Origin of the sequence: Streptomyces sp. NPDC047880 (genome assembly GCF_040706515.1) — a bacterium.
Classification (GTDB): Bacteria; Actinomycetota; Actinomycetes; order Streptomycetales; family Streptomycetaceae; genus Streptomyces.
In genome coordinates this window covers 218,774-239,619 of record NZ_JBEZOK010000005.1, presented here as the reverse complement: position 1 = coordinate 239,619, position 20,846 = coordinate 218,774, and the positions used below count along the sequence as shown (strand labels likewise).

18 protein-coding genes are annotated in these 20,846 nt (G+C 70.5%); 8 read left to right on the top strand and 10 right to left on the bottom strand.

All coding sequences use genetic code 11. The annotated features are described in order from the left end of the window. Window positions 1-32: 32 nt before the first annotated feature. From AB0937_RS10885 to AB0937_RS10870, 4 genes are all read right to left on the bottom strand, one after another. Window positions 33-875 carry a carbohydrate ABC transporter permease gene (locus AB0937_RS10885; RefSeq protein WP_366710943.1) on the bottom strand — a complete coding sequence of 281 codons (843 nt, stop codon included), beginning with the start codon at window positions 873-875 and terminating at the stop codon, window positions 33-35. A gap of 7 nt (window positions 876-882) precedes the next feature. Further along, entirely contained in the window at window positions 883-1,875 is a 993-nt protein-coding gene (locus tag AB0937_RS10880) for a sugar ABC transporter permease (RefSeq protein ID WP_366710942.1), read from the bottom strand. Window positions 1,876-1,979: 104 nt separating this feature from the next. Further along, window positions 1,980-3,323: a sugar ABC transporter substrate-binding protein gene (locus AB0937_RS10875; RefSeq protein WP_366710940.1), complete on the bottom strand. Its 1,344-nt coding sequence runs from the start codon at window positions 3,321-3,323 to the stop codon at window positions 1,980-1,982. A 98-nt stretch (window positions 3,324-3,421) separates the two neighbouring features. After that, window positions 3,422-4,441, bottom strand: a complete 1,020-nt coding sequence (locus tag AB0937_RS10870; RefSeq protein WP_366710938.1) for a LacI family DNA-binding transcriptional regulator — start codon at window positions 4,439-4,441, stop codon at window positions 3,422-3,424. 210 nt (window positions 4,442-4,651) lie between these two features. Between AB0937_RS10870 and AB0937_RS10865 the strand changes: the two genes are divergently transcribed. Both AB0937_RS10865 and serC read left to right on the top strand, forming a co-directional pair. Next, window positions 4,652-6,001 (top strand): mucin-1, encoded by a 1,350-nt coding sequence (locus AB0937_RS10865; protein WP_366710936.1) that lies wholly within the window; start codon window positions 4,652-4,654, stop codon window positions 5,999-6,001. 72 nt (window positions 6,002-6,073) lie between these two features. After that, on the top strand, window positions 6,074-7,192 hold the full coding sequence (serC, locus tag AB0937_RS10860) for a phosphoserine transaminase (protein ID WP_366710934.1): 1,119 nt from the start codon (window positions 6,074-6,076) through the stop codon (window positions 7,190-7,192). A 60-nt stretch (window positions 7,193-7,252) separates the two neighbouring features. Here serC and AB0937_RS10855 read toward each other — a convergent pair whose 3' ends face one another. The 4 genes from AB0937_RS10855 to AB0937_RS10840 form a co-directional block, all read right to left on the bottom strand. Then, a complete protein-coding gene (locus AB0937_RS10855) occupies window positions 7,253-7,948 on the bottom strand; it encodes an SUMF1/EgtB/PvdO family nonheme iron enzyme (RefSeq protein ID WP_366710932.1) in 696 nt (231 codons plus the stop codon). A gap of 79 nt (window positions 7,949-8,027) precedes the next feature. After that, window positions 8,028-9,635 carry an alpha/beta hydrolase gene (locus AB0937_RS10850; RefSeq protein ID WP_366710930.1) on the bottom strand — a complete coding sequence of 536 codons (1,608 nt, stop codon included), beginning with the start codon at window positions 9,633-9,635 and terminating at the stop codon, window positions 8,028-8,030. A gap of 231 nt (window positions 9,636-9,866) precedes the next feature. Continuing rightward, window positions 9,867-11,378 carry a cellulase family glycosylhydrolase gene (locus tag AB0937_RS10845; protein ID WP_366710929.1) on the bottom strand — a complete coding sequence of 504 codons (1,512 nt, stop codon included), beginning with the start codon at window positions 11,376-11,378 and terminating at the stop codon, window positions 9,867-9,869. 190 nt (window positions 11,379-11,568) lie between these two features. Further along, entirely contained in the window at window positions 11,569-12,183 is a 615-nt protein-coding gene (locus AB0937_RS10840; RefSeq protein ID WP_366710928.1) for a low molecular weight phosphatase family protein, read from the bottom strand. 468 nt (window positions 12,184-12,651) lie between these two features. Here AB0937_RS10840 and AB0937_RS10835 point away from each other — a divergent pair, with 468 nt between their 5' ends. Beyond that, window positions 12,652-12,951, top strand: a complete 300-nt coding sequence (locus tag AB0937_RS10835) for an LPXTG cell wall anchor domain-containing protein (protein WP_366710926.1) — start codon at window positions 12,652-12,654, stop codon at window positions 12,949-12,951. Between the two features lie 98 nt (window positions 12,952-13,049). On the opposite strand, the gene AB0937_RS10830 is transcribed toward AB0937_RS10835, so the two are convergent. Then, window positions 13,050-14,090, bottom strand: a complete 1,041-nt coding sequence (locus tag AB0937_RS10830; protein WP_366710924.1) for a GDP-L-fucose synthase — start codon at window positions 14,088-14,090, stop codon at window positions 13,050-13,052. Window positions 14,091-14,331: 241 nt separating this feature from the next. Between AB0937_RS10830 and AB0937_RS10825 the strand changes: the two genes are divergently transcribed. The 5 genes from AB0937_RS10825 (at window position 14,332) to AB0937_RS10805 (ending at window position 19,373) form a co-directional block, all read left to right on the top strand. Then, a complete protein-coding gene (locus AB0937_RS10825) occupies window positions 14,332-14,985 on the top strand; it encodes a class I SAM-dependent methyltransferase (protein ID WP_366710923.1) in 654 nt (217 codons plus the stop codon). A gap of 76 nt (window positions 14,986-15,061) precedes the next feature. Further along, window positions 15,062-16,105: a GDP-mannose 4,6-dehydratase gene (gene gmd, locus AB0937_RS10820; RefSeq protein WP_366710922.1), complete on the top strand. Its 1,044-nt coding sequence runs from the start codon at window positions 15,062-15,064 to the stop codon at window positions 16,103-16,105. Beyond that, window positions 16,102-17,043: a glycosyltransferase family 2 protein gene (locus AB0937_RS10815; protein WP_366710921.1), complete on the top strand. Its 942-nt coding sequence runs from the start codon at window positions 16,102-16,104 to the stop codon at window positions 17,041-17,043. The genes gmd and AB0937_RS10815 overlap by 4 nt, the downstream gene beginning before the upstream one ends. Before the next feature lie 76 nt (window positions 17,044-17,119). After that, window positions 17,120-18,646 carry a hypothetical protein gene (locus AB0937_RS10810; protein ID WP_366710920.1) on the top strand — a complete coding sequence of 509 codons (1,527 nt, stop codon included), beginning with the start codon at window positions 17,120-17,122 and terminating at the stop codon, window positions 18,644-18,646. Beyond that, the gene (locus tag AB0937_RS10805) at window positions 18,597-19,373 is read left to right on the top strand and encodes an FkbM family methyltransferase (RefSeq protein WP_366710919.1); all 777 of its coding nucleotides are present in this window, start codon (window positions 18,597-18,599) and stop codon (window positions 19,371-19,373) included. Before AB0937_RS10810 ends, AB0937_RS10805 begins: the two co-directional genes overlap by 50 nt. Here AB0937_RS10805 and AB0937_RS10800 read toward each other — a convergent pair whose 3' ends face one another. Beyond that, complete coding sequence (locus AB0937_RS10800) at window positions 19,374-20,843, bottom strand: oligosaccharide flippase family protein (RefSeq protein WP_366710918.1); 1,470 nt, start codon at window positions 20,841-20,843, stop codon at window positions 19,374-19,376. Window positions 20,844-20,846 lie beyond the last annotated feature (3 nt).

Sequence of the window (20,846 nt, the reverse complement as noted above, 5' to 3'; positions counted from 1 at the left end):
AGGATGCATCCGGCCACTGACGGTGACGGCCCCTAGCCCTTGACCGCGGAGCTCGCCACGCCCTCCACGAACCAGCGCTGGAAGAACGCGAAGACGATCAGCACGGGCAGCACCAGCAGGACTCCGAAGGCGAGGATCTGGCCCCAGTCCGGCGGCTGCTGCCCCTGGAAGACGCTCATCTCCAGCGGCAGGGGGCGCACGGACGGGTCGGACACCATCAGCACCGGCCACAGGAAGGAGCCCCACTGGATGAGGAAGGTGAGGATCGCGACCGAGGCGAACACCGGCCTGGACATCGGCACGATGATCGCGAAGAAGGTGCGCCAGGGGCCCGCGCCGTCCAGCCGGGCCGCCTCCTCGATGCTCGTCGGGATCTTCTTGAAGAACGTGTGGAACTGGTAGATCGCGAAGGCGTTGGCGACGAACGGCAGCGCCTGGACGAGCAGCGTGTTGCGCTGGCCGTTGAACATGTAGAACAGCGGCACCGCCACCGACTCGAACGGGATCAGCATCAGCAGCAGGACGAGGGTGAACACCGCGTTCTGCCCGCGCCACTTCAGCCGCGTCAGTCCGTAGGCCGCCATCGAGTTGACGATCAGCCCGCCCGTCACCACCACGAACGACAGCAGCACCGACACGCCCATGAACTGCCAGAAGTAGCCGGTGCTGTCGGAGTTCAGGCTGTCGAGGACGGCTGTGTAGTTGTCGAAGGACAGGTGGGTGGGCAGGAAGCCGGACAGGCCGTTCAGGACCTCGTCGGACGGCTTGAGGCTGCCGAGGAAGAGGTAGAGCGCGGGGAGGGCGAAGACGAACGCCAGGACGCTCAGGACGGTGTAGTCGAGGACGCGGCGCACGGGCGTACGGGTCATGGCCATGGGTGGGTCAGTCCTCGTTGTCGGGCCGGACGACGCGGCGCTGGACGATGGTCAGGGCGACGACGATCAGGAAGAACACCACCGTGACGGCGGAGGCCTGGCCGATGTCGTTCTGGTCGAAGGCCGTGGTGACGGCCTGGTACATCACGGTGCGGGTGGCGTCCTCGTCCAGGCCGCCGCCGCGGATGAGGACGTACACCTGGTCGAAGACCCGGAAGGACAGCACCGAGGTCAGCATCGCGACGAACACCAGGGTGCCGCGGATGCCGGGCAGGGTGACGTGCCGGAACTGCTGCCAGCGCGAGGCCCGGTCCAGCTCGGAGGCCTCGTAGAGCTCGCCCGGGATCTGCTGGAGGCCGGCGAGCAGGATGACCATCTGGAAGCCGACGCCCTGCCACACCGACAGCACGATGATCGAGCCCATCGCGGTGAGGCCGTCACCGAGCCAGTCGAAGGCGCCCCAGTTGCCGAAACTCACGGTGTCCAGCAGTGAGTTGAGCATGCCCTGCTCGCTGCGGGCGAGGATCAGCCGCCAGATCACGGCGACCAGCGCCATGGGGAAGACCACCGGCATGAAGAAGAAGGACCGGAACAGGCCGATCGCCTTCAGCTTGCGGTTGAGCAGGATCGCCAGCGCCAGCGCCAGCCCCGTCTGGAGCGGTACGACGACCGCGGCGAAGGTCAGGTTGTTCAGCAGCGCCCGCAGGAACGGGCCGGACAGGTCGGGGTCGGTGAACAGCCGCCGGTAGTGCTCCACGCCGAAGAAGGCCGGCTCCAGCGGCGAGCCGAGGCGGACGTTGCAGAAGGAGAGCACCACGGCGTAGCCGAACGGGATGCCGACGAAGGCGATCAGCCCGACGACGGCCGGGGCGGACATCAGCAGCCCGTGCAGCCGGTCACGGTTGCCGCGCGCGGCACGCGGGGGCTTGGCGGGGGATGCGGACGAGACGGCCTGCGCCCGGTCTGGGCCCGCGGCCTGCGCGGATTCCACGGTTTTCACGGGAGGGGTCCTCTTCCCGGCGGGGCGGGCCCGGCCGGCACGCGGACCGCGTCGCAGCGGCACCACGTCACCGACGGCCCGCCCGGGCCGATGCGTCCTGCGGGTTACGGGATCTCGTAGCCGGCGTTGTCGGTGAAGTCCCGGTCGATGGCGCGGGCGGCCTTCCGCAGGGCTTCCCCGGGGTCGGCGCCGCCGTAGATCGAGTTGAGGGCCGTGTTGAACTTGGCGGTGACGGTGGGGTATCCGGCGGTCACCGGGCGGGTGACGGCGACGCAGGAGGAGGTGATGTCACTGTCGCCGCACGGCTTGGCCAACTGGTCGGCGAAGAGCTGGAGCGGGCCGCCCTTCTTGTACAGCTCGCTCTTGGCGAGGGCCGACTTGGTGGCGGGCACCGCGCCGTTGGCCTTCGTCATGGCGCCGACGTTGGTGTCGTTCAGCAGGTAGTCCAGGAAGGTGCCGGCGGCCTTGCCGTTCTTGCTGTCGGCGCCGATGCCCCACGCCCACGAACCCTGTCCGGTCTTGGGACCGTTGCCGAAGTCCGGCAGCGGCAGTACGGCGAGGTCGTCACCGAGGGCCTCGCTGTAGGCGGGGTAGTTCCAGTGTCCGACCCAGCTCAGCGCCACCTTGCCCTTGGCGAAGGCGTTGCCGTCGGTGTTGGGGTCGACATAGGGCTTCCAGGACTGGAAGGTCTTCATCGCGGAGACGGTCTTGGGGCTGTCGAGGGCGCCCTCGGCCTTGCCGTTCTTCAGCAGGCCGCCGCCGGCCGACCAGGCGATCGGGGAGAAGCCGAAGGTTCCCCACTCGGAGGCCAGGCCGTACTGCTCCGATATGTCGAGGACCTTGCCGTCGGCGTCCTTGCCCTTCAGCGCCTTGAGGGCCTTGCCGAACTCCTCGGCCGTCCAGGCGTCGTCCACGCTCTTCGGGTACGTCACGCCGGCCGCGTCCAGCAGCTTCTTGTTGGCGTACAGACCGAGCCCGGCGTCGAACATGCCCAGGCCGTAGTGCTTGCCGTCGATCTCGCCCTGCGCCTTGATCGCGTCGGTGGCGTTGGCGAGGGTCTTGGCGGAGACATGGCCGTCGACCGGGGCGAGCTTGCTGTTGTAGACGAAGTTCGCCATCGTCGGGCCGTCGAACTCCAGCACGTCCGGCAGTTCGGAGGCGTCGGTGGCGGTGATGGTCTTCGTGTAGTCCTTCTCCGGTATGAGCTTCAGCTCGGCCTTGACGTCGCTCTGCGAGGAGTTGAAGGACTTCACCGCGTTCTGCAGCGCGGTCGCCTCGCTCGCCTGGCCCTGGTGGGCCCAGACGCTGATGGTGCCCTTGCCGCTGCCCTCCTCGGCGGAGGTGTCGCTGCCGCCGCTCCCGCCGCCACAGGCGGCCAGTGCGGCCAGCGGCAGCAGGGCGAGGGCCGTCAGGCCCGTACGGCGGTGTCTTCCGTGGCCGGTGATCATGGTGGTGCCTCCGAGCGGGGTGTGCGGTGGGTGCGCGGACGGTGGGGAGGAGAGGGGAGGGGAGGGGGGAGCTGAGGGGAGCCGGGGAGGATGCGGGGCTAGCGCTGCCGGCCGGTGCGCGGCGGGGCGGTGGTCTCGCGGAGGATGAAGCGGATGGGCATCTCGACGGGGCGCGGCGGCCCGGCGTCCGGCTCGTCGAGCTGCGCGAGCAGCAGCCGGGCCGCCTCCCGGCCCTGCGCCGCGACCGGCTGGGCCACGGTGGTCAGCCCGACCACCTCGGACAGCTCGTGATCGTCGAAGCCGACCACGGACACGTCCTCCGGGACCCGCAGCCGGTGCCGGCGCAGGGCGCGCAGGGCGCCCATCGCCATCTCGTCGGACTGGGCGAACACGGCGGTCGGCGGCTGGCGCAGCGCCAGCAGTTCGGTCATGGCCCGCTCACCGCCCTCGACCGTGTAGCCGCCGTCCGCCTCCAGGGCGGGGTCGGGCTCGATCCCGGAGTCGGCGAGCACGTCCAGGTAGCCCTGCCGGCGGTCGAGGGGCGTGGTCCAGTGCAGCGGCTCGCTGGCGCCGGAGATCATGCCGATCCGCCGGTGGCCGAGGTTCACCAGGTGCCGTACGGCGCTCTCCGCGCCGCCCCGGTCGTCGATGCCGACCACCGTGAAGCCGGGCCGGGCGCCGCCGACCGTGGTCGCCAGCGGCACGTCCAGGGACCGCAGGGCGGCGGCCTCCTCCGGGTCGGGGATCAGCAGGGACAGCACGGCGTCGACCCGCTTGCGGATCGGCAGCTTGGTGAAGAAGCGCTTACGGGCCTCGGGTGAGCCGAGGTTGTACAGCAGGACGTCGTAGCCGGCGGCGCTGAAGACCTTCTCGGCGGCGTCCAGCACGGTGCCGAAGAACCAGCGGCCGACGTACGGGACGACGACGCCGATGGTGCAGGTGCGTCCGCTTGCCAGGCTGGAGGCCGAGCGCGAGGCGGTGTAGCCCAGGTCCGCGGCGGCCGCGACGATCCGGGCCCGCATCTCCTCCGACACGCCGGGACGACCGCGCAGGGCGCGGGACACGGTGGACGCCGAGACCCCGGTGGCCTCGGCGACATCGGTGATGCTGACCGTCACGGGACGCTCCTAGATCGGGTGCACGCCGTGTGTACCGGAGTCGTCCGGAACACATCGGCGTGTGAGGGAGTGACGAGACCGTAAACCCGCACCTGCGGTTGCGCAAGCGTTTGCGTTCGGATTTACTTCGGCTGACTCTCAGAGGAACTCCCACCAGCACGAGCACAGCGCACACGTTTGAGTGCCGCTGTCGGCAGACAGGACCTGTCCATGCGATACGCGCCGCCCGGCCTCTGCGTGAACGACTTCGACCTCCTGCGCCACGCGGACGGCACCTACACCGCGCTGCACCTCCAGGGCCCGTGGACGGCCGAGTTCGACCACCTGCGCATGGAGACCTCCTACGGCCGGGCCACCTCCACCGACCTGGTCCACTGGGAACCCCAGGGCACGGCCTTCGGCAACGGCCTGCCGGGCCGCTTCGACCAGCAGGCGGTGTGGACCATGCACGCCTTCCCGCACGGCACCGGTATGGCGATGCTCTACACCGCCGTCTCCGGGCTCACCCCGGGCGGCTGGCCCCTGCAGTCGGTCGGCCTGGCCCACTCCGACCGCACGGACGGCACCGGCTGGCGCCGCCACGGCACCGGACCGGTCGTCGAGGCGGACGGGCGCTGGTACCGCACCGGCGAACGCATGGGCTGGCGCGACCCCTTCGTCGTACGCGACGACGAGTCCGACGGCTGGGTCATGCTGATCTGCGCCGCCGACGCCTCCCTGCCGGTCGAGGTCAGCGGGTGCGTCGCCTGGGCGACCTCCGACGACCTGGAGCACTGGACGGTCCACCCGCCGCTCGTCTCCCCCGGCGACGTCGACGAGTTCGAGTGCCCGGTCCTGGAACGCCTCGACGACGGCGGCTGGCTGCTGCTCGGCTCCATCGGCGCCACCCGGGGCTTCGAGGCGTGGACCGCTCCGCGCCTGCGCGGCCCGTGGACCCGCCGCGGACCGCTCGGCCCGACGGGCGCCTACGCCCCGCGCGTCGTCACCGCCCCCGACGGCTCCCGTGTCGTGCTGCACACCACCCCGCGCCGCGTCGGCCTGACCGACACCGGTGACCGCTGCCGCGGCATGCTCGCCCAGCCCAAGTCCCTCGTCGTACCGCGGGACGCGGCGCCCCGTCTCGAATGGTGGCACGGCCTGGACCGGTGGCTCGGCGAGCAGACCTACGACGCCCCTCTGCACGCGGTCGGCGACGTCGACCTCTCGGGACGCACCGAAGTCACCCTGCGCACGCATGTCTCCGACGGGGACCGGCCCGCGCTCACGGTCGGCTGCGACGGCAAGAACCTCCGGGTCACCGGTCCCGACGGCACCCCGCTCGGCGAGACCCTCCTGCCGGAACCCGCGGCCTCACTGCGCATCCTCACCGTCGGGGAGTACGTCGAGGTCTACGCCGACGGCGTCTTCGTCCTCACCACCCTGTGCTACTCCGGCCGCCCCGCCCCCTGGACGGCCGCCGGCGAGGACGGGGTCCGGCCCGTCGCGGTGCGCCCCCTCCGGCTGCCGGACCCGCACCGCGACGACGCCTCGGCCGTCTGGCCCGGTCCGGCCCCGTGCTGACCCGTCCACATGCCGTCTCACCCGACGGACGACGTTTCGCCCACGTTTCTGGAAACGGCTACGCTCCCCTCCGTGGCTGAGATCCGGATTCCCTCTGACATCAAGCCCGCGGACGGACGTTTCGGCGCGGGTCCCTCCAAGGTGCGGACGGAGGCGCTGGACGCCCTCGCCGCGACCGGCACCTCCCTCATGGGCACCTCCCACCGCCAGGCACCCGTCAAGAACCTGGTCGGCCAGGTGCGCGAGGGCATTCGCGAGCTGTTCCAGCTCCCCGACGGCTACGAGGTGATCCTCGGCAACGGCGGCTCCACCGCGTTCTGGGACGTCGCGACGCACGGCCTGATCGAGAACAAGTCGCAGCACCTGAACTTCGGCGAGTTCTCCTCGAAGTTCGCCAAGGCCGCCAAGCTGGCCCCCTGGCTGGCCGAGCCGGACGTCATCGCCTCGGACCCGGGCACCCACCCCGAGGCGGTCGCTCAGGCGGGCGTGGACGTCTACGCGTTCACCCACAACGAGACCTCGACCGGTGTCGCCATGCCGATCAAGCGCGTGGCCGGTGCCGACGAGGGCGCCCTGGTGCTCGTGGACGCCACCTCCGGCGCCGGCGGCCTGCCCGTCGACGTCTCCGAGACCGACGTCTACTACTTCGCCCCGCAGAAGTCCTTCGCCTCCGACGGCGGCCTGTGGATCGGCGTCTTCTCCCCGGCCGCGATCGAGCGCGCGGAGCGCATCCACGCGTCCGGCCGCCACGTCCCGGAGTTCTTCTCGCTGCCGACGGCGATCGACAACTCCCGCAAGAACCAGACGTACAACACCCCCGCGCTGGCCACCCTCTTCCTGCTGAACCAGCAGCTGGAGTGGATCAACGGCCAGGGCGGCCTGGACTGGTCGGTCCGGCGCACCGCCACCTCCGCCCGCACGCTCTACGGCTGGGCCGAGGACATCAAGTACGCCAACCCGTTCGTCACCGACCCGGCCAAGCGCTCGCAGGTCATCGGCACGATCGACTTCACCGACGAGGTCGACGCCGCGGCCGTCGCCAAGGTGCTGCGCGCCAACGGCATCGTCGACACCGAGCCGTACCGCAAGCTGGGGCGCAACCAGCTGCGCGTCGCGATGTTCCCGGCGATCGACCCGGCGGACATCGAGGCGCTCACCAAGTGCGTCGACTACGTGATCGAGAAGCTCTGACCTTCTCGCGTCCGTGAGTGTCGAGGGCGTCCCGCTCGTGCGGGGCGCCCTCTCTCGTGCTCAGGCCGGCCGCGCGCCCGTGGCAGCCGGCGTCGAGCGCGCCACCCGGAACCCCACGTCGTCGATGCGGAACGTCGGATGGCTCCGGCGGCGCACCGAGGCGCGGCAGCTCCAGTGCTCGTCGGACCAGCCGCCGCCCCGCAGTACCCGGTAGGTGCCGTAGACCTCGGGGTCGTAGAGGTCCCAGCACCAGTCCCAGACGTTGCCGAGCATGTCGTACAGGCCCCAGGCGTTGGGCCGCCTGTCACCCACGGGGTGGATGCGGTCGCCGGCGTTGCCGCGGTACCAGGCGATCTCGTCGAGCGGGCCGTAGCGGGGGCCGGTGCCGCCGGCGCGGCAGGCGTGTTCCCACTCGGCCTCGGTCGGCAGCCGGTAGCCGTCGGCGGTGGTGTCCCAGTCGACGGTCCCGGCGCCGGGCCGCACCTCGTAGGCGGGGGTCAGGCCCTCGCTCCGGGACAGGGTGTTGCAGAACCGGACCGCGTCCCACCAGGACACGCCCTCGACGGGCAGTTGTTCACCCCGGGCCGTGCTCGGACGCTCGCCGGTGACCTCTGCGTACCGGGCCTGGGTGACCGGCACCGCCGCCATCCGGAACGACGCGACCTCGACCGCCCAACTGCGCCCGGTCCGCCGGTCGGACAGCGTGACGGACCCCGCCGGGACATCCACCATGTCGTTGTTCATCCGCTCCCCCATGACGGACAGCCTAGGGGCGCCCGGCGAGTGTCGCCGGGCGCCCCCGTGTCGTCCCGTCAGGCCCGGGTCACCGGGGCACTCAGCGCCCGAACCCCAGGATCCCGCGCAGGCTGTCGCCGGCCGCCGCGACGGCGGGCTGTGTCGCGCTCGCCGTCTTCTTCGCCGCCGGCTGCGGCTTCGGGTCGGCGGTCTTCTTGCACACCGCGTCGGCCACGCCGTTGCCGTGCGGGACCTTGCCGTTGGTCAGGTACGTGGCGAGGTACTTGTCGAGGCAGGCGTTGCCGCCCAGCGTGATGCCGTGGTTGCCGCCGCCCTGCTCCACCACCAGGCTGGAGCCCTTCAGCAGCCGGTGCATGGTGACACCGCCCTGGTAGGGGGTGGCCGCGTCGTCCGTCGCCTGGAACAGCAGCACCGGCGGGAGCTTGCTGTTGGAGACGTTCACCGGCTTCAGCGACTTCGTCGGCCAGAACGCGCACGGCGCGTTGTACCAGGCGTTGTTCCAGACCATGAACGGCGCCTTCTCGTAGACCGCCCAGTTGTCCTTGCGCCACTGCTGCCAGTCGCGCGGCCAGGACACGTCACGGCACTGCACCGCGGTGTAGACGCTGTAGCCGTTGTCGCCGGAGGCGTCGATCGCCGCGATGTTGTCGTAGGCCTTGACCAGCGCGGCGGTGTCATGGTTGTTGACGTAGGCCGCGAACGTCTGGGCGAGCGTGGGCCAGTAGGCGTTGTTGTAGCCGCCGGGTATGAAGATGTCCTCCAGCTCGGAGGCGCCCACCTTGCCGCCCGCGGGCTTCTTGGCCAGGGCCGCCCGCATGGCGTACCACTTGGCCTCGATCTTCTTCGGGTCGGTGCCGAGCTTGTAGGTGCCGTTGTACTTGGCTATCCACGCCATGAGCGCCTTGTGGCGCTTGTCGAAGGCGTAGTCCTGCTGGATGTTGTCGTCGTACCAGACGCCGGTCGGGTCGACGATCGAGTCCAGCACCAGGCGCCGCACCCGCTCGGGGAACAGCTTGCCGTAGACCGCGCCCAGGTAGGTGCCGTACGAGTAGCCGAAGTAGTTGATCTTCGACGCGCCGAGGGCCTTGCGGATGGAGTCCATGTCCTTCACGGCGCTGACCGTGTCGATGTACGGCAGGACGTCCTTGTACTTCGTGCCGCAGGCCTTGGCGAAGGCCTTGGCGCGTGCGAGGTTGGCCTTCTCGAGCGCCGGCGTGCTGGGCACGGAGTCGGGGCGGACCGGGTCGAAGTGACCCGGCTTGCAGTCGAGGGCGGGCTGACTCTCGCCCACTCCGCGCGGGTCGAAGCCGATCACGTCGTACTGGGCGGCGACCTCCTTGGGCAGGGAGGACGCGACGAACGAGGCCAGCGACAGACCGCTGCCGCCGGGGCCGCCGGGGTTGACCAGCAGGGGGCCCTGGGACTTCGACGCGGTGTGCGGCACGCGGGACAGCGCCAGCGTGATCTGCCTGCCCCGCGGCTTCGCGTAGTCGAGCGGCACCTTGACGGATCCGCACTGGAGCGTCGGGGAGTCGTCGGTCCCGCACTTCTTCCATGCGACCTTCGCCGCGGCGGTGGCCGCGGCGGTGTTCGCGGAGTGCGGCGCGCTGGCGTTGGCGGGGACTGCGGTGAGCGTCCCGGCCAGGACGACCGTGGCGCCGCACAGGACGGCTGCGCTTCTTCTCATGGAGTTCTCTCGCAACGGTGAGGGGGGTCGGGCCCGTGAGTGACACGGGCCGTGCCGCATCGTTTCGGAAGAGCACGCCTCACACGTACGTATTCGACCAAGACTTGACCGAATCGAGTCATAGCCAGCTCTCAGGCACCCTTCAGAAAGGGCGAGTTCTGACTATTCCGGACAGGTCGCGCCGCCCCGGGTACGCCCGGCGGGTACCGGGCGTACCGCCTCATGCCGTGATCACGTGGCCGTGCACCGAAGGCTCGGCACGCTCCCGCCCCCGGGCGCACCGCCCAGGCCGAAGCTCGCCGAACCCGCCACCGGCACACTCCCGTTGTGCGCGGCGTTGACCGCCGTGACGGTCGCCCCGCTCTGGGTGTGGCCGGCGTTCCACATGCTCGTGACCTTCTGGGAGCCGCTCCAAGTCCAGCTCACCTGCCAGGACTTCAAGGGGACGCCGCCCGTGTTGCTCACCTTCACCTCGGCGTTGAAGCCGCCGCCCCAGTCGCTGCTGACGGAGTAGGCGGCGGTGCAGGCGGGTGTGGCACCGCCGGGGCCGCCCGGACCGGGGCCGGGGGTGCCGGTGCCGAAGGCGGGGGCCTTGACGGACGCCAGGTACGCGTCCTTCACCGTGTCGACCGTCTGCCAGTCGTCCTTCAGGATGCCGCCCGTGTCACCGGAGTTGGGGTTCCAGGACCAGAACGTCCAGTGGAAGCCGTCGGCGCCGTACGCCGACGTCGAGCGCAGGTACTTCACCAGCTCGGCCAGCCACTTCTGGTCCGCCGAGGGCTGAAGGGTCGTACCGAACTCGCCCAGCCACACCGGGGCGATGTTCTGCTTGAAGACGTAGCCCCAGTACTTGTCCCAGATCCCCGGCAGGTTGGCGGGGAAGGACGGGTCCGAGAACCAGGGCTGCTGCGCCACCGAGGTCGCGTAGTCGTGCGCCGAATACACCAGCCGGTCAGGGACATCCAGCTGGACCGGGTACTGGGCCACACCCATGAGGTTGCCGCCCCACCAGCCGTTCGTGCCGTTGAACGACTGCACCCCCTCGACCATGATCAGCAGGTCGGGGTTGACCGACAGCACCGCGTTGCCCGCGCGCTGAGCGGCCAGGCGCCAGTCGCGGGAGGTGTCGCCGCAGCCCCAGCAGGCCGGGTCGTGGGGCTCGTTGTGCAGGTCGACGCCGATCACGGTGGAGTTGCCCTTGTAGCGCGCGGCCAGGGCCTTGAGGTTCGCGATCCACGTCGACTCGGGGACCGCCGCGGTGTACCAGAGGGCCGACTGGCCCGCCGCGTCGGGCCGGTGGCGGTCCAGGACGACCTTGAGGCCGGACTGCCCCGCGTAGGCGACGATCCTGTCCAGGACCTGGAGGGACGTCAGACCGCGCAGGTCCGTGTTCTTGCCGTCGGTGTTGATGCCGTCCGGCATGGTGCCGGGCTTGAGGATGTCGTCGCTGTAGGGCATCCGCAGGGTGTTGTAGCCGAGCGACCTCATCTGGTCGATCATGCTCTTGTAGTCGCGGGCCCACAGGCCGTGGACGACGTGGTTGCCGGTCTCGAAGCCGAACCAGTTGATGCCGGCGATACGGACCGGCTGCCCGGCCGCGTCCAGGATCTGCCGGCCACTGGTGTGCCAGTAGCCGGCGCCTGCCTGCGCGTCGGCGTCGGCGAGTGCCGACGACTGGGCACCGGCCAGGGGCAACAGGAGCGCCGCGGCGACGCACAGCGCTCCTCGCAGAGTGCGGAACATGGCTGCTTCCTCTCGGGGAGGCGCGGCCCCGGAACGGTTGGGAGCGCTCCCATCCATACCGCGCACTTCCAGGTAACCGACACACCATGAGCACGTCAAGATTGAGCACGCCGAGGTTGGCGCCTTCACCCATCACGCCGCTCGGGCCTCCGCCGGGTGCGTCCGCACCGCACGTCACCCCCGCGGTCCGCTACGGCCACGTCCCGGGCTCGGCCCGGCCGCCGGCCGGCACGGACGGCTGCCGGCCGGCCCGCACGAGCGCGGCGATCCGCTCCACGGCCTCCTCGATCTGAACCAGGCACTGCTGCACTTGGGGCGGGGGCTGGCCAAGAGGGTCCTTCACGTCCACATCACCCATACGGGTCGACGCGGCACCACGGCGAGCGGCCGCGCCCCGCACGAGGGCGGCAAACCGTGCGGCCGGATCCAGCGTGTCTGCGGCGTCCTCGGGCCGCGCCAGCCGGACGAACTCACGGAAGGTGAACGCACGGGACAACGCACGCACCGGGGAGAGTCGCACGGCGGCCTCGCGATGCTCCCGCGCGGCACCCAGTACCAGGTCCGCGTTCTCGACCAGGCCCTCGGTCAGCCGGCGGGAGCCCGCCCCGCAGGGCCGCAGGCCGCGTCCGGCGAGGAAGGACGTGACGGCGGCCGCCGCGGGCACACCCGCGACGGCCCGGGTGCCGGCACTGCTCACGTGGATCACCTGCCGATGCTCGAGCAGCTGATGCCTGAGCAGGGACTCGGCGAGCGGAGAGCGGTAGAGGTTGCCGGTGCAGACCACGAGTACACGGAACGGGGGCACGCGCCCTCCAGAAGGGGAGAGAGGGGATCGGGACGTGCGGCGCGGGCGGGTGCCGCCGCAGGCCGACCAACCGCATAGCGCACACCGGGCGACTGCGGTCGCCTCATCCGGGGAACCGACGGCCAGTCCGGTGATCCATATCCACCATAAGGCGCTATATCTCCCAAAGATGTCTAAGCAGCTCTGTTCAGCGCTATCTATGCACTACCGGACTCGGGGTCGGACCATGCCGTCGCCTGATTGCACTTGAGGAGCGTGAAAGCGATGACGGCGTCATCGAAGTGCCGTGCCGCCTTGGCGACCGCGGCAGCCTCTGCCGTTCTGGCCGCAGTCCCCGTCATCGGGGCCCAGCCTGCGCACTCCCAGCCATATCCGCCAGATCCCCCAACCCTGACGCTCACCGCCACCACGGTCGCCGCAGGAGACGACCTCGGCTTCACGGGGACCGGGTTCATTCCGACCGAGGGGGTGAACGCATTCCTGTTCTCGAAGCCCGTCAAGCTGGGCCACTTCACCGCCGACTCGAACGGCACGGTGAGGGGCACCGTCACCATCCCCAAGTGGACGGATCCGGGCAAGCACTTCTTCCGCCTCAAGGGCGTGAGATCGCACCGGTCCTTGGGGGCCAAGATCATCGTGCGCCCGCACAAGCCTCACCTGGCCGACACCGGTGAGGACCGCTCGCTCGTCATGGTGGGCGGAGCCGCGGCGCTGCTGGCGCTCGGAGCCGGCACGATGATGGCCGTCCGGCGGCGGAAGCACAACTGACCACCCGCCGAACGGACAGTCGCGAAGCCCGCGCCCTACCGGCGGCCGGCAGCGGATCCCCGACGCACCCGTCGGAGTACCCGCTGCCGGCTGTCGCGTCAGCGCCGCAGCATGCCGGACTCGAGGTTCTCCACGTACCAGGCGTACGTCCGGGCGATCCCTTCCCGCAGGCCGATACGAGGAGCCCAGCCGAGCGTGGTGAGCCGGGAGACGTCAAGGAGCTTGCGCGGAGTGCCGTCCGGCTGCTTCGTGTCCCACTCGACGCTCCCCCGGTACCCCGCGACGTCGGCGACGAGCTCCGCCAGTTCCCGGATGGTCAGGTCCGTGCCGGTGCCGACGTTGACCGGGCCGTCCGCGTCGTAGTGCTCGATCAGGTGCAGACACGCCCGTGCCAGATCGTCCGCATGGAGGAACTCCCGACGGGGTGTGCCGCTGCCCCAGTTCACCACCCGTCGCGCACCCGACTCCTTCGCCTCGTGGAAGCGCCGGATCAGGGACGGCAGCACATGACAGTGCTCGGGGTGGAAGTTGTCGCCCGGCCCGTACAGGTTGGTCGGCATGGCGGAGATCCAGGGCAGCCCGTACTGGCGCCGTACCGCCTGCACATGCAGAATGCCGGCGATCTTGGCGATGGCGTAGGCGTCGTTGGTCGGCTCCAAGGGCCCCGTCAGCAGCGCCTCCTCGCGGATCGGCTGCTCGGCGAATTTCGGGTAGATGCAGCTGGAGCCCAGGAACAGCAGCCGCTCCACCCCGTGGTCCAGGGCCGCGTCCAGCACGTTCACCTGGATGCGCAGGTTGTCGGAGAGGAACTCGGCGGGCCGGGTGGCGTTCGCCTTGATCCCGCCCACCCGCGCCGCGGCCAGGACCACCACGTCCGGGCGCCTGGCCGCGAACCAGTCGAACACCGCCCGGCGTTCCCTCAGGTCCAGCTCCGCCGAGCCGGGCGCGACCACATCGGTGAACCCCTCGATGCGGAGTGCCCTGCGCACTGCCGAACCGGCCAGCCCGGAGCCTCCGGCCACGAACACGCGCGCCGAGCGGTCGAGGGGGCGGTGCACCCTGCCGTCCGGCACCGGGGCAGGTGCGTGGACCGCCGAGGCGGCCGGGACTGCGGCACCGGTATCAGTACGGGCACTCATGGGCTCGTTGCCCTCCTTCTCGGACGGGGCGTCAGGGCCAGTGCATAACGCCTGAAAACGCGACACAAATGTATGAAGCGGATGATAGCGCTGATTTCCGTATTCTTGCCGGGGTGCCGGAGGCGCCCGAGGTGCCGGAGTTCGGACCGCACCCCGTCCTCCTGCCGGCCCTGCCGGAGAAGAAGGCGTGTGACCGTCGTGACGGACAGCGCCGCACGCCACCTGGCCAAGAGGAAGCAGCATGCTGAGGACGAAGATCGCCGACCCCACCAGGGCCGGATCCCTTGCCCACACGGCTCGTGCCAAGCGCTGGGAGGAACTGCTGCGGTGTTTTCCCGACCTGGCGGAGATGCACGTCCTCGACCTCGGCGGCACCCCGGCCGGCTGGCGTGTCGCACCCGTTCGGCCGGCCCGCGTGGTGACCGTCAACCTCGACCCGCGCACGGCCCTGCACCCCGAGTCCGGAATCACGCCGGTCGTCGGGGACGCGTGCGACCTCTCGCTGTCGACGCGCCTGGGCACCCGGCGATTCGACCTCGTGTACTCCAACTCCGTCCTGGAACACCTGGGAGGACACCACCGGCGGCAGCAGTTCGCCGACACGGTGCACAGCCACGCCGAACACCATTGGGTACAGACCCCCTACCGCTACTTCCCCGTCGAACCCCACTGGCTGTTCCCAGGGCTGCAATGGCTCCCGTTCCCGGCCCGCGTCGCCGTCTCCCGGCGCTGGGGGCACGGACACGTCCCCCGCGCGGGGCGTGCTCGGGCCACCCGGGACGTCCAGGAGGTCGAGCTGCTGTCCGCGTCCGAGATGCGGTCCTACTTCCCCGCTTCCACCATCTGGTTCGAACGCTTCGCGGGGCTCCCCAAGTCACTGGTCGCCAGGAGGTGAGCCGTACCGCCGTCCTCCCTCCCCCACCACCCAGGTGCATGTCCCCAGCCCTCAACAGCCCAGCAAAGGAATCGGCGTGACGGACAAGACCGCGCTCATCACCGGCATCACCGGTCAGGACGGCTCCTACCTGGCAGAGCTGCTTCTGGAGAAGGGATACGTGGTGCACGGAATCGTCCGCCGCGCCTCGACCTTCAACACGCAGCGCATCGAGCATCTCTACCGAGATCCGCACGACCCCGAGGCCCGCCTCTTCCTGCACTACGGCGACCTGACCGACGGAACCCGGATCGCGGGGCTTCTGGAGCGCCTGCGGCCCGACGAGGTCTACCATCTGGCTGCCCAGTCGCACGTACGGGTGTCCTTCGACGAGCCGGAGTTCACCGGGGACTCCACCGGGCTGGGCACCACGCGGCTGCTCGAGGCGGTCAGGACGACGGGCCTGCCCTGCCGGTTCTACCAGGCATCCAGCTCCGAGATGTTCGGTGCCTCCCCGCCGCCTCAGCACGAGGGCACCCCATTCCACCCCCGCTCCCCGTACGGGGTCGCCAAGGTGTACGCGTACTGGGCGACGCGCAACTACCGGGAGGCGTACGGGATGTACGCCGTCAACGGCATCCTGTTCAACCACGAGTCTCCTCGCCGCGGGCCGACCTTCGTCACCCGCAAGGTCGCCACGGCCGCCGCACGCATCAAGGCCGGCCTGGAGGACGTCGTCTACCTGGGCAACCTCGACGCCCGGCGGGACTGGGGATACGCGGCGGAATACGTCGAGGCCATGTGGCGGATGCTGCAACAGGACGAACCCGACGACTACGTGGTCGCCACCGGCGTCAGCCACAGCGTGCGCGACTTCGTCGAGCAGTGCTTCGCCCACGTCGGCCTCGACTGGCGCGACCATGTGCGGTTCGACGAGCGATACCTGAGACCGACCGAGGTGGACGATCTCGTCGGAGACGCCTCCAAGGCCGAGCGGGTCCTGGGATGGCGCCCGACGGTGCGCGCCCCGGAGCTCGCGCGGCTCATGGTCGACGCCGAGATCGCGGCCCTGTCACCGGCGCCTGCCGCCTCCGTCGGCGCGCCCGCCGCTCCGACGGCGCCGGAGTTGGTCGGGCGGTGACACGTACGGAGAGTCCGGCTGCACCGAAGGTGGCCGTCCTGATGACCTGTCACAATCGCCGGGCGCAGACTCTGGCGGCCCTGGCGTCCTTGCACAGGCAGACCGGTCTGCCGCCCGGGACGTCCCTGACCGTGCACCTCGTCGACGCCGGAAGTACCGACGGAACGGGTGCCGCCGTACGCGCCGCCTTTCCGGGGACCGATGTGGTCAGGGCGGATCCCGATGTGTACTGGGGTACGGGCACGGCCATGGCGGCGGCACGCGCGGACCCCGGCGCTCACGTGCTGTGGCTCAACGATGACGTGGTCCTCTCCGCGAACGCGCTCGCCGTGCTGCTGCACACCGCCACCCCGCTCCATCGGGCGTCCGTGGTCGTCGGTGCCATGCTCTCCGCCGACGGCGGCCGCACCACCTACGGTGGCTACCGGCTCCTGCGCGCCCGCTGGCGCCCGCCGCGTCTCGAGCGGGTCGAACCGGACCCCCGCCGGCCCGTGGCCTGCGACTCCTGCAACGGCAACGCGGTTCTCGTCACCCGTGCGGCGCGACGGTCACTTGGAGACCTGGACCCCGCGTTCCCGCACCGTATGGGGGACAGCGACTACGGACTGCGGGCACGGAAGGCCGGCATCCCGGTTCTGCTGGCCCCGGGTCACGTAGGTGTCTGCGACGACCACCCGCCGTTCGCCCCCGGCACGTCGCGGGCGACCGGGATCACGGTGCGCACCGCCCTGCGCCGGGCAACATCGGTGCGGGAACAGCCCCTCGGGCCCTGGTGGCGCTTCTGCCGTCGTCATTTCGGGGTCTGGTCGCCGCTCCTCTTCTGCTCCCCGTACGCGAGGACGTTCGTCACCGCGATGTGGGCACGACGGTCTCCGGCCGGCGGCGTACCCGCGCCACCATCGCCAGCGTCGGTGGCGAAGGATCACCTGCCCCTCTGAAGCGCCCCCCACAGCCGCGGTGCGCTGCCACGTGCTCCCGCCTGCGGCTCTTCACCTCCCCCAGGACGGACCACCGGTGCAGCACCTCGCCGTCGCCTCGGACATGACTCAGACCCTCTTCTTGGGACTGGCGCTCTTCGCCGTCCTGTTGTGGATCTTCACGCAGCACTGCAACATTGCCGTCGGTCTTCTCCTGGGCGTACAGGTGTGGGCGATCGCCGCAGGCGGTGAGACGCCGTTCCTCGATGTCGGCTTCAGCCTCCTCCCGAGTGATCTGCTGGCCGCCTGTGCCGTGCTCGTGGCCGGCGCCCGGCTGCTGCGGCGGGGGGCGCCGCCGCGGGCGGAGTTGCTGCTCCTGCTGGCCGTCGTGTGCCTGATCGCATGGTCGATCCAGCGCGGAACCGGCACATTCGGGCTGACCTCCGCCGCCAATGACGCCCGCGTCTACTTCTGGCAGTTCTTCGCCTCGGCCCTGTATGTCGCGACCGCGCCCCTGCACGCCGGCAGGGCCCGGGTCGTCGTACGGCTGTGGCTGGTCTCAGCGGCCGCGTACGCCGCACTGAGCCTGGCCGGATGGGTGAACACGGGACTGCATTCGGTCGTCGACGCCGCCACCGTGGGAGGGCAGGTGTACGACCCGAGGCCGGTTCCGGCCAGGTCTGCGCTGGTCCTCGCGCAGAGCGCGGTACTCCTGTTGTGCCCATGGGGCGGGAAGGGCGGGAACTCGTCCGCATCGGCCAGGCCCGTGGAGCACGGCCCCGGAGGCGACCGGGGGCGGCGGGAAGGCCGGACGACGGACGGCGGCCGCAGGAAGGTCCTGCCGGCGTTGCTGTGTCTGGTCCTCGTGGTCTTGCTGCAGCACCGGACCGTCTGGGCGATCGTCATCGTGATGGCTGTCGTGGGGTGGGCAATGGTTCCCGCCCGGGCAGGTCAGCGCCTGGCCTGCGCGGCGGCAGCCCTGTTCTCGTCATGCGTGGTCACGCTGGTGTTCGCCGCCGGCATGTTCGGCAGGGTCGGCAGCGTCCTCGCCGGCTCCTTCCTGGAGACTCAGGACGAGAACAGCACCTTCGCATGGCGGGTTCTCGGCTGGCAGGAACTGCTGAAAGGGCCGAAGACCCTGGTCGAATGGCTGCTGGGCAGTCCGTTCGGCTCCGGCTACGACCGGTGGGTCGGGGGCGTGGTGATCTCCGTCTCCCCGCACGACTTCTACCTGCATGTCCTGCTTCGCCTGGGGGTGGTGGGACTGCTCACGCTGCTGGCCTTGTACCTCCTCCTGTGGCGGCGGCTCGGTGGCGTCGGCAACGGCACGCCCGCACTGCGGCTGGTGGTCGTCTCCCATCTCGTGCTCTTCGTCTCGTACTCTCCGTTCCCCGAGCAAGGCGTTCTGCTCGGATTGTGTCTGTGGCAGCTGCGTGCCGACGCGGCAGACCGGTCCGGCGGTGGGCCGCGGAAACCGCTCGTCGACCGCAGCATGATGAAACGGCAGGAATGGACGGGTATCCGGAAGACGGTGAATACCGGGATGGAACGGGATCAACCCCGAGAATGGGACGATGACTCTCCTTCATCGCGCCCGTCTCGCCGCCCAGCGCTTCGGCCTTGACGTGAACCGGTTTCCGCAGTGCTCACCCGACCACCGCGTCGTGCAGCTCATTTGCCGCAGCCGCATCGATGTGGTGCTCGACGTGGGGGCGAACCGTGGTCAGTACGCGGCGATGCTCAGGCGCTTCGGATACCGAGGGAGGATCGTCTCGTTCGAGCCGCTCCACGAGCCCCAGCGGACGTTGCGCCGCCGGGCTGCGGCGGACCCGCTGTGGACGGTGTCTCCCTATGCGCTCGGCGACAGTGATCGCACCGTCGACATCAACGTGGCCGGTAACGGAGCGGCCAGCAGTTCCGTGCTGCCCATGCTGTCCCGGCACACGGAGGCCTGCCCGGAGTCCCGCTACGTGGACGTCCAGCAAGCCGAGCAGCGGCGCCTCGACACCCTCTGGCCGCACCTGGCCGGACCCGAGGAGCGCGTGTTCCTGAAACTCGACGTCCAGGGATACGAAGGAGCCGTCCTGGAAGGGGCCGTGGACCGCGTCCGTCAGTGCAGCGGACTGCAGATGGAAGTCTCGTGTGTCCCGCTGTACGAGGGAGGTCTGCTCCTGGAGGAGGCCCTGGGGATCGCACAGCGCCGGTACGGGATGACCCTGGCGGCACTGGTGCCCGGCTTCAGCGACCACCGCACCGGGCAGCTGCTGCAGTGTGACGTGGTGTTCCTTCGCGAAGCCGCTCGGGCGGGGCGACACGGCAGCACGGCTGACGGTGCGCTTGGGCGCGTGTGATCAGCCCCGGTCGGACGGATCCGTGGCTGCGGAGGACGGCAGCCGGGACGTGCGTGATCCACGGCTCCCCAGCAGACCTGCGGCGACGGCAACCGTGAACGCGGGAATCCAGCGGCGCAGCAGCACGCACCCCAGCACGACCGGCACCATGGCGAACAGTCCGTGCCCCAGGGCCACCGCCGGGGAACGGTCCGCCGAGCCGAGCGCGGCAGCTCCGCCGAGTGCCGCCCCGACGGCGAGGTGCACCCCGTGCATGCGCAGGGCGGCGCCGGCCCGCATCAGGCCGGCGCGGCGCCAGGCCGCCAGCTGTACGCAATGGCCCACCAGTTGCCCTGCTGCGGCCGCGGCCGCGACCAGCGGAAGGGACCGCGCCGACGCGGCTGCGGCAACCCCGGCCGCGGTCGCCACGACCGTGGCCGACAGCGTGCCGAGGAGGGCCCGGGGCGCGCTTCGCACCTGGTCGATCAACCCTCCGCAGTAGCACAGCAAGGTCATGGCTGCCCCCGCCGACAGGACGGGCACCAGCGCCACGGCCGACTCCCAGCCCGGTCCCAGCAGCAGGCGGAGGACCGCCGGCCCGATGCCTGCCGCGACACCGAACCCCACGAACGCCACGGCCGACGCCGCGCACAGCGTTCGCTGCACGTCCCGGCCGGTGAGCCCTTCGGCGCGCCGCTCGGCGAGTAGCGGAGTCACCGCCCAGTTGATCCCTTGGTACAGGAACGTCAGCAGCAGTCCGGTGAAGAGGAATGCCCGGGAGTACGATCCTGCGGCGCCCGCGCCGAGCAGTCGGCCCGAAGCCCACAGCGGGATGTTGTTGGTGACGAACTGCCCCAGGCTGTGGCTCGTCATGAATCCCGACGGGGCGAGCAGGTCGCGAGCCCTGACCCGGGGCCCGGGAGGCGGTGGCCGGTGAGCGAGCCAGGCCGTGCCCGCGGCCAGGGCCACCGCCGCCGCGACCGGCTGCGCGAGGGCCAGCCCGAAGGGGTTCCAGCCGCATACGAGGAGAGCCGCTCCCGTTGCCACCCCCACCGTCTGGCCGAGCGTCTCGGTCAGCACCGCCATCGGGGCCGCACCCGCGCGACGCATGGCCGTGACGGTCACGTTGGCGCTCGGCTGCACGAGGAACACGCAGGCCAGCAGACGCGTCATGAGGGTGAGCTCCGGCATGTGGAAGAAGGAGCCGAAGACCGGGGCCACGGCTTCCACCAGAAGGAAGCACACGGCGCCGGAGATCATGCCGAGACGCCTGGCGGCCCGTACGAAGGGCAGCGTGAGGTGCGCGGACCGGAGGACGCAGGCCGACAGTCCGGCGTTGGCGAAGTAGCCGAAGAACGGCACCACGGTCAGCGTGACGGCGTAGGCGCCGTAAGCATGGGCATCCACGGCGCGGGCGGTGTAGGCCGTGTACCCGAGCTGGAGCAGCACGACCGCCAGGGAGCCGGTGATGTTCCAGCGCAGGCTGATCATTGC

Bases quoted from the DNA above. Each gene is read 5' to 3' on its own strand.
- AB0937_RS10850 (WP_366710930.1), bottom strand. From the start codon at position 9,635: ATGAGAAGAAGCGCAGCCGTCCTGTGCGGCGCCACGGTCGTCCTGGCC.
- AB0937_RS10875 (WP_366710940.1), bottom strand. From the start codon at position 3,323: ATGATCACCGGCCACGGAAGACACCGCCGTACGGGCCTGACGGCCCTC.
- AB0937_RS10865 (WP_366710936.1), top strand. From the start codon at position 4,652: ATGCGATACGCGCCGCCCGGCCTCTGCGTGAACGACTTCGACCTCCTG.
- AB0937_RS10800 (WP_366710918.1), bottom strand. From the start codon at position 20,843: ATGATCAGCCTGCGCTGGAACATCACCGGCTCCCTGGCGGTCGTGCTG.
- AB0937_RS10805 (WP_366710919.1), top strand. From the start codon at position 18,597: ATGACTCTCCTTCATCGCGCCCGTCTCGCCGCCCAGCGCTTCGGCCTT.
- AB0937_RS10845 (WP_366710929.1), bottom strand. From the start codon at position 11,378: ATGTTCCGCACTCTGCGAGGAGCGCTGTGCGTCGCCGCGGCGCTCCTG.
- AB0937_RS10830 (WP_366710924.1), bottom strand. From the start codon at position 14,090: ATGAGTGCCCGTACTGATACCGGTGCCGCAGTCCCGGCCGCCTCGGCG.
- AB0937_RS10855 (WP_366710932.1), bottom strand. From the start codon at position 7,948: ATGGGGGAGCGGATGAACAACGACATGGTGGATGTCCCGGCGGGGTCC.
- AB0937_RS10885 (WP_366710943.1), bottom strand. From the start codon at position 875: ATGGCCATGACCCGTACGCCCGTGCGCCGCGTCCTCGACTACACCGTC.
- AB0937_RS10825 (WP_366710923.1), top strand. From the start codon at position 14,332: ATGCTGAGGACGAAGATCGCCGACCCCACCAGGGCCGGATCCCTTGCC.